Source organism: Rhizobium sp. Leaf262 (assembly GCF_001422245.1).
In the GTDB taxonomy this organism is placed as follows: Bacteria; Pseudomonadota; Alphaproteobacteria; order Rhizobiales; family Rhizobiaceae; genus Agrobacterium.
Genome location: NZ_LMMM01000001.1, coordinates 491,045 through 507,733, shown reverse-complemented (window position 1 = coordinate 507,733; position 16,689 = coordinate 491,045). Strand labels below are relative to the sequence as shown.

Below are 16,689 nucleotides of genomic sequence, written 5' to 3'. Positions count from 1 at the left end.
CCGGGAAAGAGGATCGCGATAGCGCTGCTCAAAAGCCAGTCAACAGGCCGATTTGAGCTCGCCAGCGCATGATCAGGGTAGTCGTGCGCGGACGTCGCTGTAAACCCTCATACCGTGTCAGTAGAAATTGAGGTAGACAAGAAAACTTGCATTGCTGCGATGAGTCGCTAACATGCCAGACAGGTAACAGGCAGGTGAGGCAAATATGGACGCTGTGCGCACGATTGAGCGGGGAACATCTCTCGCAGCCAAGATCAGTACCGCGTTGCGGCGTGATCTTGTCGGCGGCGTCTTTCGTCCGGGCGACAGATTGCCGAGTGAAAGCGCACTCACCCGCGAATATTCCGTCAGCCGGACAGTCGTGCGGGAAGCCATAGCGATCCTGCGTGCCGATGGTCTGGTCGAGGCACGCAAAGGTGCGGGCGTCTTTGCACTTCCGGTGCGTCAGGAGAAGGACGAACCGTTCAAGGATTTGACCACGGAGCGGATTTCGTCCGTCATCGAACTTCTGGAACTGCGCACGGTCTTCGAAGTCGAATCCGCCGGGCTTGCGGCCTCTCGCCGTTCCGCCACCCAGATAGAAGCCATTCTCGACGCGCACAACAGGATCGGCGAATGTCTGGCACAGGGGAGTCCGACGCGCGACAGCGACTTCGACCTTCATTTCAAGATCGCCGAAGCCACGCAAAACCGGCGCTTCCCGGAGTTTCTTCGCCTCATTCGGTCTGGCATCATTCCGCGCGGCGAGTTGCAGGGTGCCGAACCCGGCTCCCGACCAAAAGATTACAATCTCCATCTTCAGGAAGAGCATGCCCGCATCGTCGATGCGATTATAGAAGGTGACGCGGAAGGGGCTCGCGAACAGATGCGTATCCACCTGCGCGGCAGCCTGGAGCGTTACAAGGTTCTTTTGCGGTCTAAAACCGCGCATGCCGAAGACAAGGGCTGAACAGACCGCTGACCACGCATAGTCGCTTGGCACTGATTCCTGGCGCGATCCAATATTGCCGTGAGATCACTCTTTGTCATGCCGCCCGCTAAGCGCCTGCGCGCCCATCTCTCACAGCCCTCAACGGCGATTTACATCCAAGACCTTCGCTTGACAGATAAGATGACATGTGACAGGTTTCATGAAACTTGTCAGACATGAAGCAATCAACTTCGAAGGACTGACAGAGGGAGGAACTATGACCATTCGGAGCCCGCGCCTTTCCGGCGCGGTCGGGCAACTCGGCACCATCGCCATCACCCTGCTCGGCCTGCTTTTGCTCACCTTCTTTATCGGACGACTGATGCCTGCGGACCCTGTCCGCGCCATCGTCGGTGAAGATGCGACCCGCGAAACCTATGAGCAGGTTTTCCGCTCTCTGGGTCTCGACAAGCCTATCTGGCAGCAGTTCTTCTATTATCTCGGTGACGTTTTCACCGGAAATTTCGGTACATCGATCAGAACCGGCCAACCTGTCATTCAGGATATTCTGCATGTCATGCCCGCAACGATCGAGCTGGCGACCTTCGCGATCATGATCGGCGCTGGTCTTGGCGTGCCGATGGGCGTCTTCGCGGCTGTCAACAAGGATCGCTGGCCTGACCACCTCGTGCGCGTCGTCAGTCTCTTCGGCCACTCCATGCCGATCTTCTGGACAGGCATGATCGCGCTGATCGTCTTTTACGCCAAGCTCGATCTTGTTGGCGGCAGCGGTCGCATGGATCAATTCTATATCGGCCTGGTGGATGAGAGGACCGGCTTTTTGCTCATCGACAGCCTGTTGGCAGGCGACATGGATGTCTTCTGGTCAGCCGTCAACCACCTCATTCTGCCCGCTTCGCTTCTCGGATACTCCTCCTCTGCCTATATCACCCGCATGACCCGCAGCTTCATGCTGGACCAGTTGGGACAGGAATATGTCACCACGGCGCGGGTGAAAGGCCTGTCCAGCAGGCAGACGATCTGGCGGCATGCCTTTGCCAACATTCGCGTCCAGCTGGTTACCATCGTCGCTCTTGCCTATGGTTCACTTCTGGAAGGGGCAGTGTTGATCGAGACGGTTTTTGCCTGGCCGGGATTTGGTCAGTATCTGACCAGCAACCTGATCATCGGTGACATGAACGCCGTCATGACCTGCGTGCTCATCGTCGGCGTCATCTTCATCGGGCTCAATCTCCTGTCCGACATTCTTTATCGCTTCTTCGATCCGAGGACACGCTGATGACCGCGCAAGCAGAAAAAATCAGGCTTCCAGCCTCCGTCAACGCGTTGAAGAACATCTTCCTCTTTCTTTTGCGCAGCCCCACCTCCACCTTCGGCCTGCTGGTTCTCGCCATTCTCATTCTGGCTGCGATCTTTGCGCCGCTAATCGCTACACATGATCCCTATGTCCAGGATTTGACGAATGTTCTGAAAGCGCCGGGCGACGGCCACTTGTTCGGCACAGACGAACTGGGCCGTGATATTTTCAGCCGCCTCATCTTCGGTGCCCGCATAACGCTCACCATCATCTTTCTGGTTTCCATCGTGGTTGGGCCCATCGGCCTCATCATCGGCACCGCGTCGGGTTATCTCGGTGGCAAGTTCGATACGGTCATGATGCGCATCACCGATATCTTCCTTTCGTTCCCCAGCCTCATCCTGTCGCTGGCCTTCGTTGCGGCTCTGGGCCCAAGCCTCAACAACGCCATCATCGCCATCGCACTGACCTCGTGGCCGCCCATTGCACGTCTTGCACGGGCCGAAGCCATGACCTTTCGCAATGCCGATTACATTGCTGCCGCCCGCCTTCAGGGAGCATCTCCCATCCGCATCATCATCAAATCCATCATGCCCATGTGCCTGCCCTCGGTTCTGATCCGCCTGACCCTGAACATGGCGACAGTCATTCTGACCGCTGCCGGCCTGGGGTTTCTAGGCCTTGGTGCACAACCTCCTCTGCCGGAGTGGGGCGCAATGATCGCAACAGGTCGCCGCTACATGCTGGACAATTGGTGGCTGGTAACATTCCCTGGTGTTTCGATCCTCTCCGTCAGCCTTGCCTTCAACCTTCTGGGTGACGGATTGCGCGATGCGCTCGATCCCAAGCAGATGAACCGGAGATAAGCCATGGAACGGACCATTCTGGACGTTGAAAATCTTCGTATTCGCTATGGCGGCTCCACCACGGAGGCTGTGCGCGGCGTGTCCTTTACCCTTGGCCGCGAGCGGCTCGGCATCGTCGGGGAAAGCGGATCGGGCAAATCCACCGTCGGGCGCGCTCTGTTGCGCCTGCTGCCAGGCGCCACTATCACCGCCGATGCGCTCCGCTTCGACAATGTCGATCTATTATCGCTGTCCGAAAAAGAAATGTTGAAGGTGCGCGGCAGACGCATGTCGATGATCCTTCAGGACCCGAAGTTCTCGCTCAACCCCATCAGGCGCGTGGGCGATCAGGTGGCGGAAACCTATCTGCGTCATTTCAAATGCTCGAAATCCGATGCCAAGGTAAAGGCATTGGCGATGCTGGAAGCGGTCAAAATCCGTGATCCCGAGCGTGTCTTTGCCCAATATCCGCATGAAATCTCGGGCGGCATGGGCCAGCGCGTGATGATCGCTATGATGCTTCTGGCAGATCCGGACCTTGTGATCGCCGATGAACCGACATCGGCTCTCGACGTCACGGTACGGCTGCAAGTGCTGAACATTCTCGACAGCCTGGTGCGAGATCGCGGTCTCGGCCTCATCATGATCAGTCACGATCTCAATCTGGTCCGCAATTTCTGTGACCGCGTCCTCATCATGTATGCCGGTCAGGTCGTTGAAACCCTGTCGGCACGCGATCTTGACGGCGCGCAGCACCCCTATACACGTGGTCTGCTGGCAGCGCAGCCCCGCATTGGAGGCAGTCGTGCGCCCCTTGCCGTGCTCGATCGCCGCCCGGAATGGCTGGAGGAAAAAGCCTGATGTCAGTTTCCGTCGAAATCCGTGATTTGTCGATCAGCTTCGGTGAAGGCCCTGCCGCCGTGAAAGTGCTGCCTTCGGTGTCCTTTTCCGTAGAGCCGGGCGAGTGCTTCGGTCTGGTGGGGGAGTCCGGCTCGGGCAAGTCCACCGTTTTGCGCTGCGTTTCCATGCTGACCGATTTCTGGAAGGGTGAAGTTCTGATCGATGGCAAATCGGTTCGCGATATGCCCCTCATCGATCGCTGCCGCACTCTGCAGATGGTGTTTCAGGACCCTTACGGCTCCCTCCACCCCCGTCAGTCGGTACGCACCGTTCTCAACGAACCTTTGACCATCCACAAGCTTGGCGACAAGGAAGAGCGGATGCGCAAAGCCATTACCGATGTCGGCCTGCCGGTCTCGTTTCTCGACCGCTTTCCGCACCAGCTTTCCGGCGGGCAACGCCAGCGCGTGGCGATTGCTCGCGCTCTCATACTCGAGCCGTCGCTGCTTCTTCTGGATGAGCCGACATCGGCGCTCGACGTCTCCGTGCAGGCAGAAATCCTCAACCTGCTCCAGCGACTGCGTGAAGAACGCGGCTTCACCTACATCATGGTGACCCACGACCTCGCGGTCGTCGACCACATGTGTGATCGCTTCGCGGTCATGCTACGAGGTGAAGTCACCGAAATCCTTCCGCGTCAGGCCATTGCCGGAAACGGCGCGACGCACCCCTATGCGCGCGAACTGATCGGCGCATCACTGGAATATGAAGGCGCAAACGCGTGAAAAACGTCCTGCGTCGCCTTTAGAGGGCTCCCTGTTTCGGAGCCGTCTGGCATCTAGTCGATGTCGGGATCGTATTCACGCGGTTCGTCATCCTTGGAAAACAGCACGCATGGACCGCGCGATCCGCGTGGATCGTAGGAGTAGCCTTTCAGCGCCAGCGCCTGCGTGATGTCGCGAATACCGGCCAGATGGTAGAGGTGATCGTGCAACTCGACGAAGATCCGTTCGACGCCATCCAGTCGGGCATTCTGCAACAGGTCGTGCTCGGCACCTTCGATATCCATGACGAGCGCGTTGATACTGTGACGCGCAATAAATTCATCGATGTTTTCGGACGGAATCTCGATCCGATGCTCGTAAGGCCCCTGGTTTTCATCCATGGACGACATCCATAGGTCCTTGCGGACATAGAAGGAATGCACGTGCGGCGCATGCGCCGTCAACAAACCTTGAGAGAAGACGACGTTATCAGGGCAATTGGCCTTGATGACCCGTTCCGCCAGCGCAGCCGTGCCGGGATTTGCCTCGAAGGCCCAGACGGAAACATCCTTTATGCTGGCAATGATGGACGTTATGATGCCGATGCCTGATCCGAGTTCAAGAACGCGGTCGCCCGGCTTGATGGCTTTGAGAATGCTGCGGGCTTCCTTGGCTTCATAGCTGCCGTCTTCCAATGCCTTCCAGATGACGGGCGAAACCTCGCTTCTTGCCAAATCGAGTTTCACGCCATGCACGTCAAGCCGTTCCATTGTCAAAAATCCTTTTGGGGCCACGCCCGAACATAGGTCAGATATCGATGTTTCAAATCACTCGGCGAAAAACATTGAGCTTTTCGGCAGGCGCTGGTCTGCCAATCAGATAACCTTGCATCTGGTCGCAGCCAAGGCGCGTCATGCACTCGAATTGCTCTTCCGTTTCGATACCCTCGGCAATCGTCGTCATGCGTAGGCTTTTCGCCATGCCGACGACAAATTCCACGATTGCCAGCGCATCGCTATCGGTCGCGACATCGCGCAAGAACGACTGATCGATCTTGATCTTGTCAAAGGGCACGCCACGCAGATTTCCAAGCGAGGAATATCCGGTTCCGAAATCATCCATGGCAATCTTGATGCCGACATCCTTCAGCTTTTCGAGTGTCTCGATGGTCTGTTCGCTCTTGTTGAGCAGAACGGATTCGGTGATTTCCAGCTCCAGACGGCTGGGGTCGAGGCCGGTCTTTTCCAGCGCGTCGACCACGCTGTTGATGAGGCCGGTGCTGTGAAACTGAACCGGCGACAGGTTGATCGCGACCTTCAGATTGCCTTTCCAGGATTTGGCTTCCTGACAGGCCGCATCCATGGCCCATTTGCCCAGCGAATGGATCAGGCCGGTTCGCTCCGCAACGGGAATAAACTCGGAGGGAGGGACCTTTCCACGCACCGGGTGGGTCCATCTCAACAAAGCTTCAAAGCCGCAGATTTCCCGGCTCTTCGTGAGCATCTGCGGCTGGTAATAGACCTCCATCTCATTGTTCTGGACGGCCATTTGCAAATCCGCCTCGAAGGAGCGCTTCTCGGTGAGTTGCTGCTGCATATGTACCTTGAAGACGCTGACGCGTCCGGGGCCGAGCCGTTTCGACTCGTAAAGCGCCAGGTCGGCACGCTTGAACAGTTCGTCGGCATTCGTCACGTCGCTGGAAACCGCAATGCCGACACAGGTTCCGATCTTGATTTCGAGGTCGCCGAGATTATAGGGCTGGCTGATCTGCGAAATCAGCGTGTCGGCAAAGGTAAGCGCTTCGCCTTCGCCAAGGCCACTGGTGATGACCGCAAACTCGTCTCCGCCCAACCGGCAAACCATGTCGTCATCTTTTAACAGTGACGACAGACGGGTGCCGACGGCCTGCAACAATGCATCGCCGACATCGTGCCCCAGCGTATCGTTAATCTCTTTGAAACCGTCGAGATCGAGCAGATGAATGACCGCAGACTGGCCATCTGGCGATGCAAGCCGTTCGTTCAACTCCCTGCGGAAAAGCGAACGATTGGGCAGTTCGGTCAGCGCATCATGATAGGCGTCATGCTCGAGGCGGGCATTGTTTTCCTTCAACTCCAGTGTGGCAGCCCGCAGATCATCGGTCAGGCCACGCATGTCCTTGTGGGCGCGGTCGAGCAGATTGTTGTGGCGGTTGAGCAGCAGAATGAGCGCGACACCGCACACGATCAACCCGCCCGCCAGGCCGGTGAAAATCATGTGGAGTTCGCGTACTTCGGAATGAGCGTTGTCCACGACGCCCACATCGTAGGCAACGGAGGAGGAGGCGAGCGTCGTCAAAGGCCCGTCGAGGCTGCGCATCGTCTCGAGTATCGGGGTGACCGCCTGCGGCTGCAACGTCTCGATCTTCCCATCGAGATCGGTGAGAATTGCGCTCAGCGTGCTGACAAGTTCTTTCCATTCGGGCCGCTCGGCAATGAAAGCGCCGAGATTGCCCTGTTTGAGAAGCTCCAGTCTGCCGAGCATCAAGTCCATGCGCAGGCGTAGATCGTCACGCGTTACCCGTTCAGGGTCGAGGACGAAACCATAGAGATTGTTCTGAAGTCTCAGATATTCCGAGACGGTCTGACTGACCGCCCAGGAATCATTGTATCTTGCAAATTTCTGTAGCGCGGTTTGCCGTTGCGCGATGACATAGGCGATGTAGCCTGTCGCCAACACGAAGCAGCAAATGATGACCGCCAATACTTTGCGCAATCGGCACCTTTATTCGACAATAAGCTTTGCCACCTGCCAAGCGGAGCGGGTGTAATATGTCTGCGTTTGAAGTTCCGCAGCTGTATCATAGGGATATATCACGAAGAGTGGACCTTTTTCGCGCACCTCCATGTAATTTCCATCCCGTTTCATTGCCAATATAACATTGAATTTTTCAATATCAGACATGGGAAGCGTACTGACGTAATCGTTCAGCGCCACCGCCGTAACCACCGTACCCTTTGCACCTACATATTCCATCAGTTTCTTGAGGGGAACACCCTCGAATCGGGTCAACCCGTCATACCACGGCGAATGCGTCTCCACTGTCACGAGACCGACAGCTTCCAACATATCGCGGTCGAATGTTGCCGTCCCTTTACCGTTGGTATTGGCAATATTGCCCGAAATCGTCAAAATGGGTTTACCTACTGGCTGTGGCAAGCCACCAGCATGAGCACAGGAAAGCCATGTAAGCGCTGCAATGGCGCTGAGAATGAACCGCACGAAACGCATCATCTTGTCCCTCGATACAACTTGTCCGGCTACCGTAAGCCAAACCAGAGGCCTGCTAAAACCTTATATCAGCATTTTGTGTAATATGCGTACTGAGATTTTTAGTAGGTGGTGCAGGGCTGGAACCGGACACACGATCGAGCAAACAGCCATGACTTTGGTCAAGCCAAAGCACAGTAACGGTTATCCAAAGTTTTGGATTGTGGTTAGCGAAATCGTCAATAAATTTGAAAATGGTTGAGGAAAATTAAAGACATAAACACCGGGCGTGGCAGACGCCACGTCCGGTGCTATCTACGGTTAAATCGAAAGGGTCAAACTGCATCGCTGTTTCCAGCAACGATACAAGTCGCGAATCACCTTTGCGTCAGACCAGATCGAAGCGGTCTGCGTTCATGACCTTGTTCCAGGCCGCCACGAAATCCTTCACGAACTTCTGCTTGGCGTCGGAAGAAGCATAGACTTCCGCCAGCGCACGAAGCTGGGAGTGCGAACCGAAAATCAGGTCGACGCGCGTACCCGTCCACTTCGGTTCCCGCGATTTGCGGCTGCGGGCTTCGTAAACACCGTTCTTGCCCGCTACCGGCGACCATTCCAGATCCATGTCCAGCAGATTGACGAAGAAGTCGTTGGTCAGAACTTCCGGGCGACCCGTAAAGACGCCGTGCTCGGGCTCGCCGACATTCAACACCCGAAGCCCACCGACGAGAACGGTCATCTGCGGACCGGTCAACGTCAGAAGCTGGGCGCGGTCGACAAGGGCTTCTTCCGGCTTCATGAATTGATGACGGGCCTTGTTGACGTAGTTGCGGAAGCCGTCGGCGCGTGGCTCCAGTGCAGCAAAGGACTCAGCATCTGTCTGCTCCTGCGAGGCATCCGTACGGCCAGGCGTAAATGGCACGGTAATATCGGTCCCGCCTGCCTTTGCCGCCTTCTCCACACCGGCTGCACCGGCCAGAACGATCAGATCGGCGAGCGAAATCTTCTTGCCGCCGCTTTGGGCGGCATTGAAGTCGCGCTGAACGCCCTCAAGCACACCGAGAACCTTGGCAAGTTGCTGTGGCTGGTTGGCTTCCCAGTTCTTCTGCGGCTCCAGACGGATACGCGCGCCATTGGCTCCGCCACGCTTGTCCGAACCGCGGAAGGACGATGCAGACGCCCAGGCGGTGGACACAAGTTCCTGCACGCTGAGACCCGTTGCAAGCACCTTTGCCTTGAGATTTGCAATATCGGCATCATCGACAAGCGGATGATCGACCTCAGGTACGACATCCTGCCAGATCAGGTCTTCGGCTGGAACGTCCGGTCCGAGATACCGAGCCTTAGGACCCATGTCGCGGTGAGTCAGCTTGAACCAGGCGCGGGCGAACGCATCGGCGAACTGATCTGGATTTTCCAGGAAGCGACGTGAAATCTTCTCGTAGGCAGGGTCGAAACGCAGCGCCAGATCCGATGTCAGCATGGTTGGACGATGCTTCCTCGTGGTGTCGTAAGCATCTGGAATGGAAGGCTCGGCATTCTTGGCGACCCATTGCTTCGCACCCGCTGGGCTTGTGGTCAGTTCCCATTCGAAGGCAAAGAGATTTTCGAAGAAGAAGTTGCTCCACTGCGTCGGTGTCTGTGTCCAGGTCACTTCCGGCCCGCCGGTGATGGCGTCCTTGCCGACGCCGGTGCCGAACGAGCTTTTCCAGCCAAGACCCTGCGCTTCAAGTTCGCCGCCCTCGGGCTCAGCCCCGATCAGCGACGGGTCGCCTGCACCATGGGTCTTACCAAAGGTATGTCCGCCAGCAATCAGTGCAACGGTTTCCTCATCGTCCATGGCCATGCGGGCGAAGGTGGCGCGAATATCGCGGGCGGACGCCAACGGGTCGGGATTGCCGTTCGGGCCTTCCGGGTTCACGTAGATCAGGCCCATCTGCACGGCACCCAGCGGTTCGGCCAGCTCACGCTCGCCGCTGTAGCGCTCATCGCCCAGCCATGTGCCTTCCGGTCCCCAGAACAGTTCTTCCGGCTCCCACACATCGGCACGACCGCCAGCAAAACCGAAGGTCTTGAAGCCCATGGATTCCAGAGCGACGTTACCGGTCAAGATCATCAGGTCGGCCCAGGAAATGCTGTTGCCGTATTTCTGCTTGATCGGCCACAGCAGGCGGCGCGCCTTGTCGAGGTTGGCGTTGTCAGGCCAGCTGTTGAGCGGTGCGAAACGCTGCTGACCGGCGCCTGCGCCGCCACGACCATCGGTGATACGGTAGGTGCCTGCACTGTGCCAGGCCATACGGATGAAGAGACCGCCATAGTGACCGAAATCCGCTGGCCACCAGTCCTGCGAATCGGTCATCAGCGCATGCAGATCGGCCTTCACGGCATTCAGATCGAGCGCCTTGAACGCTTCGGCATAGTCGAAATCTTTGCCCAACGGGTCCGAGAGGGACGATCCATTGTGCAAGATCTGGATATTGAGCTGATTTGGCCACCAATCCCGATTTGAGCGTGCGGCCTTTGGTGTCTGGCCGTGGGCGACGGGACATTGACCCGCACTGTCGGTTTTCTGGTCCATAATGGTCTCCATGTCTCTTTTTGAGTGGGCTTTTCAAAAGGCTCGTGCTGTTAAAATTACATGATTTCAGTCGACCTTGATCGCGCGTCGACGCGACCCGAGGAAAATGTAACCTCGCCTCAAGACCTTTTAACGACTAGGTTCCATAAATTTAAGTTGGATTTACTGATCGACGATATAAGCTACTCTTATGAAGAACCTGACATTGAAACAACTTCGGTATTTCGAGGCGCTTGTCCGCCATCGCCGTTTCGGCGTCGCTGCCGATGCCTGCGCAATCTCGCAGCCAGCGCTGTCCATGCAGATCAAGGAGCTGGAGGCGGATGTAGGCCATGAACTGTTCGAACGCAGCGCGAAGGACATCATGCTCACCGCATTCGGCGAAACATTTGCTGCACGGGCACGCGAAATATTGAGGGCCGTGGACGAGCTCGCCGAACTGGCACGCGCCTCGAAAAACACATTCCTGTCGCGTCTGCGGATCGGCGTCATTCCTACGGTGGCACCCTATCTCCTTCCAACCATCATCAACGACCTCAACAGGAACTTCGACGGAATCGAAATTCAGGTGCGCGAAACCCAGACTGCGCGCCTGATCGAGGAACTCAAACAGGGCGATCTCGACCTTGCCATCGTTGCCCTGCCGATTTCCGAACCTGCATTGACCGAGCTGAAGCTCTTCGATGAAGAATTCGTGCTTGTGAGAGGTCGTGAGGACGAAGGCAAACCCGTGCCGGAGCGAACCGCGCTACCCAAGATGCGCCTGCTGCTTCTGGAAGAGGGGCATTGCTTCCGCGATCAGGCGCTGTCCTTCTGCCATGTCGGCTCCTCGCAACCACGCGAAGTCATGGAAGGCAGTTCGCTTTCAACGCTTGTCCAGATGGTCAGCGCAGGCATCGGCATCACGCTCATCCCGGAAATGGCGGTGCCGATGGAAACGCGCTCGGCACATGTGTCCGTCTCTCATTTCGAGGCGCCGGCACCGGTGCGCAGCATCGGCATGATATGGCGAAACTCGACCCCGCTCAGCAGGCATCTGGATGAAATAGCCGGGGTCATCAGAGGGTCGACGGATCGCATGCGCGAAAGAGCGAGCCGTTTGCAACCGCGGTGAAATCCATCAATACATTGATTTTAATACACAATATATCGTGAACGTTTTACACTTGCTTAAAAACACGAACGTTCGTATTTAAAACTCACTTTAGGACTTTAGCATAATGGCAAGAACACGTAAAATCAGTGCAGACGATATTCTGGACGCCGCCGAACGGGTTGTTCTGCGGGCCGGCGCGACCGGTTTTTCCATTGATGCCGTCGCGCAGGAGGCGGGTGTCAGCAAATCCCGCGTCGTTTACGATCACAAGTCTAAGTCTGCCCTTCTCGAAGCTCTGATCGAACGCCGTCTGGCCGCCGAAGAAGAGCGAGTGCAGACCGCGGTCACAGATAGCAGCCATCTGGCCCACCCCGAACTGTTCGGCCGCATTGCGGTGGCTGAAAAAGTGCCCGACGATACCGACAAGGCCGTGTGCCTTGCCATCAGCGCGGCCATGTCCAGTGAAGACAGAATTCACGACCGAATGAGCGACTGGACCCGCAAGGATCTGACCGCCATGAACAAGGGTAAGAGGCCAAAGGCAGCAATGCTGGCCTATCTGGCGCTCACGGGCTTCTGCTGCACGGAATATTTCAATTTCCATCAATGGGAGCCAGAGGACAGGCTGGCGATCCTTGATGGTATTCGCGCTATCTACACCAATTTTCCCGACGAAACATGATGATTGCCTGCGGGCGATATGACGAGGACCATGAAATGCACAGCAGACATTCTCTGCCGCGATTGCTGACCCTGATGACTGCCGCATTCCTGCTGGCGGCACCGGCTGCCGTTCACGCTCAGGAAGGCGGGCAGATGCCGCCACCGGCTGTCGGTGTGCTGGAGTTGACCGCCAAATCGGTGCCGGTCGTCAATGAACTTCCCGGACGTATTGCGGCCACACGCGTTGCCGAAGTGCGCGCACGGGTATCGGGCATCCTGCTGGAACGCGTATTCGAACAGGGAACGCTGGTCCAGAAGGATGACGTTCTCTACCGCATCGACCCGCGTCTTTTCAAAGTTCGCGTCGAAAGTGCCGAAGCTGCTTTGCAACGGGCACAAGCCACCCAGAGCAATGCCCGTCAGCAGCTGGAACGTCAGAAAAACCTGCGGGAACGCAACGTGTCCACTGGCATCGATTACGACACGGCAGCCGTCAATCTCGCCCAGGCCGATGCCGATGTGGCGCTTCAGCAGGCTGCGCTGGATGAGGCCCGCATCAACCTGGAATATACAGAGGTTCGCGCGCCCATCACCGGCATCATCGGCGGTGCTTTGGTAACCGAAGGTGCCCTCGTCACCGCCGACGGCACGCAGAACCTTGCCCTGATCCAGCAGATCGATCCAAGCTATGCCGACTTCACCCAGTCTGCCCAGGACATGATGGCACTGCGCCGCGCCGTCGCCGAAGGAAAACTGGCAAGCCCAGCTCCCGATCAGGCCAGCGTCCGGCTGGTCTTCGATGACGGTTCGGTCTACCCGGATGCCGGTCGGCTTCTTTTTGCCAGCGCCAGTGTCGATGCCACAACCGGTCAGGTCACGCTCCGGGCAGAGTTTCCCAATGCCCGCCGCGATCTGCTGCCTGGTATGTATGTCCGTGTAAGGATCGAGCAAGCCGTCCGTGAAAACGCCGTGACCGTGCCGCAGCGCTCCATTATCCGTAACGCCGAAGGAAAAGCGTTGGTCTACGTGGTCAAGGACGACACAGCTGAAGCACGTCCTGTCACACTCGGGCAGGCGCTCGAGACCGAGTGGGTGGTCGAAAGCGGCCTTTCCGCCGGTGAAAAAATCGTCGTCGATGGTGCCCAGAAGGTTCAGCCGGGCGGCAAGATCAAGCCGGAACCGTGGCAGCCTGAAAAGGCCGCCGACACAGCCGCGCAAGCACCGAAGCAGTAAGGTACATCCATGGCACAGCTCTTCATTAGACGGCCTATTCTGGCCTGGGTTTTCGCGCTGTTCATTTCGATAGCCGGTGTCATCGCCCTGCCTTTTCTGCCGATTGCGCAATATCCCAAGGTCGCTCCGCCGCAGTTGACGATCTCCACCACCTATCCCGGTGCCTCGCCGCAGGATATCTACCAAGGCGTCACACGTCTCATCGAAGACGAGTTGAACGGTGTCGAAGGACTGATGTATTTCGAGTCCACCTCCGACACGTCGGGACAGGTCTCGATTAATGCTACGTTTGAGGCGGGCACCAACATCAATCAGGCATCCGTGGATGTGCAGAACGCCATTCGCCGCGTCGAAGCCCGTCTTCCCTCTGCCGTTGCCGCCCAGGGCGTGACAGTGGAGGAGGCCGCCTCCGGCTTCCTGATGTTCATCACGCTGACCTCCACTGACGGCAGCATGGACGAAGTCGCGCTTGGCGACTATCTGAACCGCAACGTTCTGGGCGAGCTTCGCCGTATCGAGGGCGTGGGACGAGCACAGCTTTTCTCGTCCCAGCGCGCCATGCGCGTATGGATCGACGCCGACAAGTTGGTCGGCCTCAACCTCACGGCAGGCGATATCAACAGCGCCATCACCGCCCAGAATGCACAGGTTGCTGCGGGCCAGATCGGTGCTGCGCCCAATCCCGTCAGTCAGGATTTGACGGCCACCGTGCTCGTCAAGGGTCAGCTGACCGACCCTGCGGAATTCGGCAATATCGTGCTGCGCGCCAACCCAGATGGTAGCAGTGTGCGCTTGAAAGACGTCGCCCGCATTGAACTTGGCGCCGAAACCTACAACTTCTCCAGCCGCCTGAACGGTCAGGCCAGCGCTGCCGTCGGTATTCAGCTTTCCTCCACCGGCAACGCCGTTGCCACTTCGAAAGCTGTTTCGGCCAAGCTTGAGGAACTGTCGCGCTTCTTCCCGGAGGGCGTTGCCTATGCGGTGCCTTATGACACCAGCCCCTTCGTTTCGGCCTCCATCGAAAAAGTGCTGCACACGTTGATCGAAGCCATCGTGCTGGTCTTCGTGGTGATGTTCGTCTTCCTCCAGAACTTCCGTTACACGGTCATTCCCACGCTCGTCGTACCCGTGGCGCTGCTGGGTACGTGTGCAGTCATGTATGCCACCGGCTTTTCGATCAACGTGCTCACCATGTTCGCCATGGTGCTGGCCATCGGCATCCTCGTGGATGACGCCATCGTCGTCGTTGAAAATGTCGAACGCATCATGGCAGAAGAAGGGTTGTCACCGAAAGCGGCAACGCAAAAGGCCATGAAGCAGATCACCGGAGCCATTCTAGGCATCACGCTGGTTCTGTCCTGCGTCTTCATTCCCATGGCGTTCTTCCCGGGGTCGACCGGCATCATCTACCGTCAGTTCAGTTTGACGATGGTCGTCTCCATCCTGTTCTCGGCTTTTCTGGCGCTGTCGCTCACACCGGCGCTCTGCGCGACCTTCCTGAAGCCCATCAAGCAGGGGCACCATGAGAAGCGCGGTCTTGGCGGCTGGTTCAACCGCAAGTTCGATGGCTTGACGGATGGCTACACCAGGGCCGCCACAGGTGGTGCTCGCCGTGCCGGGCGGATGATGGTCATCTATCTGGCGCTCGTTGCAGGTCTAGGCTACCTTTTCGTCAACCTCCCTAGCGCCTTCGTGCCGGATGAGGATCAGGGCTTTCTGATCGTGGATATTCAGGGACCGCCCGAAGCCAGTGCAAACCGCACCGTGGCCTCCATCGAGCAGATCGAAAAAATCTTCAAGGACGAGCCTTCAGTCAAGGATGTCGTTGCCATTCAGGGCTTCAGCTTCTCCGGTAACGGCGCAAATGCCGCTCTCGCCTTCATCACCTTGAAGGACTGGAGTGAACGTGGAGCCGACAATTCGGCGCAGGATATCGCAAATCGCGCCAACATGAAGCTGTTCGGACTGAAGGATGCGCAGACTTTCGCGCTGTCTCCGCCGCCCATTGAAGGTTTCGGCACGTCAGGTGGATTTTCCTTCCGCCTTCAGGACCGTAACGGCATCGGCCAGGCCGCTCTTTCGGCCGCGGCTGGCGAGTTGATGCAGAAGGCAAGCCAAAGTCCGGTTCTGGCCGGAATGCGTATCGAAGGCTTGCCCGACGCAGCCCAGATCATGCTGGTCATCGACCGTGAAAAGGCCAACACCTTCGGTGTCACCTTCGCGGATATCAACAATACCATTACTGCCAACCTCGGCTCGTCCTATATCAACGACTTCCCGAATTCCGGGCGGATGCAGCGCGTGGTCGTTCAGGCGCAAGACCGAGATCGACTTCAGGTCGAGGACTTGTTGAAGCTTAACGTCCGCAATGCCAGCGGCGGCATGTTGCCTTTGAGCTCATTTGCCATCGCACAATGGCAGAAGGGTTCGCCGCAGGTGGTGGGCTACAATGGTTATCCGACCATCCGTATCTCCGGCTCCCCTGCCCCAGGCAACTCCACCGGCGCCGCCATTGCCGAAATGGAACGTATTGCATCGGAGCTTCCAGGCGGCATCGGCTACGAGTGGACCGGACAGGCATTGGAAGAACTGAAGTCCGGCTCGCAGGCTCCGTTCCTGTTCGGCCTCAGCATTCTCTTCGTATTCCTGCTTCTGGCAGGTCTTTACGAAAGCTGGTCCATCCCGCTCGCCGTCATGCTGGTCGTGCCGTTGGGTGTCATTGGTTCGGTGCTGGCGGTCATCCTGCGCGATATGCCCAATGACATCTACTTTAAGGTGGGCCTCATCGCGATCATCGGTCTCTCGGCAAAGAACGCGATTCTTATCGTGGAATTCGCCAAGGACTACTATGCCGAAGGAAAATCGCTGCTGGAATCCGCCGTGCTGGCTGCAAAGGTCCGTTTCCGACCGATCATCATGACCTCGCTCGCCTTCACGCTTGGCGTGGTGCCGCTCGCCATCGCCACCGGCCCCAGCGCAGCCAGCCAGAATGCCATCGGCACCGGTGTTCTGGGTGGCATGATCTCGGCCACTGTTCTGGCCGTTTTCTTCGTTCCGGCCTTCTTCGTCTTCGTTCTCAAACTGATGCGGACAAAACGCCCGGAAGAGGAAAGCGAAAGCCCTACGGAGACGAAACCCGCGAGCTCTTGAGACGTACCACCCTCAAACATATAGGCCGCAGATCATCTCTGCG

The 16,689-nt window shown here is 57.5% G+C and carries 13 protein-coding genes; 9 read left to right on the top strand and 4 right to left on the bottom strand.

Translation table 11 applies throughout. The features are described from left to right. The first annotated feature begins 205 nt into the window (after positions 1-205). From ASF29_RS02300 to ASF29_RS02280, 5 genes are all read left to right on the top strand, one after another. On the top strand, positions 206-949 hold the full coding sequence (locus ASF29_RS02300; protein ID WP_062448134.1) for a FadR/GntR family transcriptional regulator: 744 nt from the start codon (positions 206-208) through the stop codon (positions 947-949). A gap of 238 nt (positions 950-1,187) precedes the next feature. After that, a complete protein-coding gene (locus ASF29_RS02295; protein WP_062448133.1) occupies positions 1,188-2,210 on the top strand; it encodes an ABC transporter permease in 1,023 nt (340 codons plus the stop codon). Further along, positions 2,210-3,094, top strand: a complete 885-nt coding sequence (locus ASF29_RS02290) for an ABC transporter permease (RefSeq protein WP_062448131.1) — start codon at positions 2,210-2,212, stop codon at positions 3,092-3,094. Before ASF29_RS02295 ends, ASF29_RS02290 begins: the two co-directional genes overlap by 1 nt. A 3-nt stretch (positions 3,095-3,097) precedes the next feature. Next, a complete protein-coding gene (locus ASF29_RS02285) occupies positions 3,098-3,934 on the top strand; it encodes an ABC transporter ATP-binding protein (RefSeq protein WP_062448130.1) in 837 nt (278 codons plus the stop codon). Continuing rightward, a complete protein-coding gene (locus ASF29_RS02280; RefSeq protein ID WP_062448129.1) occupies positions 3,934-4,698 on the top strand; it encodes an ABC transporter ATP-binding protein in 765 nt (254 codons plus the stop codon). Before ASF29_RS02285 ends, ASF29_RS02280 begins: the two co-directional genes overlap by 1 nt. 53 nt (positions 4,699-4,751) lie before the next feature. On the opposite strand, the gene ASF29_RS02275 is transcribed toward ASF29_RS02280, so the two are convergent. The 4 genes from ASF29_RS02275 to katG form a co-directional block, all read right to left on the bottom strand. Next, entirely contained in the window at positions 4,752-5,447 is a 696-nt protein-coding gene (locus ASF29_RS02275) for an FkbM family methyltransferase (RefSeq protein ID WP_062448127.1), read from the bottom strand. A gap of 52 nt (positions 5,448-5,499) precedes the next feature. Then, entirely contained in the window at positions 5,500-7,431 is a 1,932-nt protein-coding gene (locus ASF29_RS02270; RefSeq protein ID WP_062448125.1) for an EAL domain-containing protein, read from the bottom strand. A gap of 9 nt (positions 7,432-7,440) precedes the next feature. After that, positions 7,441-7,947, bottom strand: a complete 507-nt coding sequence (locus ASF29_RS02265; RefSeq protein ID WP_062448124.1) for an oxidoreductase — start codon at positions 7,945-7,947, stop codon at positions 7,441-7,443. Between the two features lie 367 nt (positions 7,948-8,314). After that, a complete protein-coding gene (gene katG / locus ASF29_RS02260) occupies positions 8,315-10,504 on the bottom strand; it encodes a catalase/peroxidase HPI (RefSeq protein ID WP_062448638.1) in 2,190 nt (729 codons plus the stop codon). Positions 10,505-10,694: 190 nt separating this feature from the next. Between katG and ASF29_RS02255 the strand changes: the two genes are divergently transcribed. From ASF29_RS02255 to ASF29_RS02240, 4 genes are all read left to right on the top strand, one after another. Then, positions 10,695-11,618, top strand: a complete 924-nt coding sequence (locus ASF29_RS02255) for a hydrogen peroxide-inducible genes activator (protein WP_062448122.1) — start codon at positions 10,695-10,697, stop codon at positions 11,616-11,618. 106 nt (positions 11,619-11,724) lie between these two features. After that, complete coding sequence (locus ASF29_RS02250; protein WP_062448121.1) at positions 11,725-12,282, top strand: TetR/AcrR family transcriptional regulator; 558 nt, start codon at positions 11,725-11,727, stop codon at positions 12,280-12,282. A gap of 74 nt (positions 12,283-12,356) precedes the next feature. Further along, positions 12,357-13,496, top strand: a complete 1,140-nt coding sequence (locus ASF29_RS02245; protein ID WP_062448637.1) for an efflux RND transporter periplasmic adaptor subunit — start codon at positions 12,357-12,359, stop codon at positions 13,494-13,496. Between the two features lie 9 nt (positions 13,497-13,505). Then, positions 13,506-16,646 (top strand): efflux RND transporter permease subunit, encoded by a 3,141-nt coding sequence (locus ASF29_RS02240; protein ID WP_062448119.1) that lies wholly within the window; start codon positions 13,506-13,508, stop codon positions 16,644-16,646. Positions 16,647-16,689: the final 43 nt, after the last annotated feature.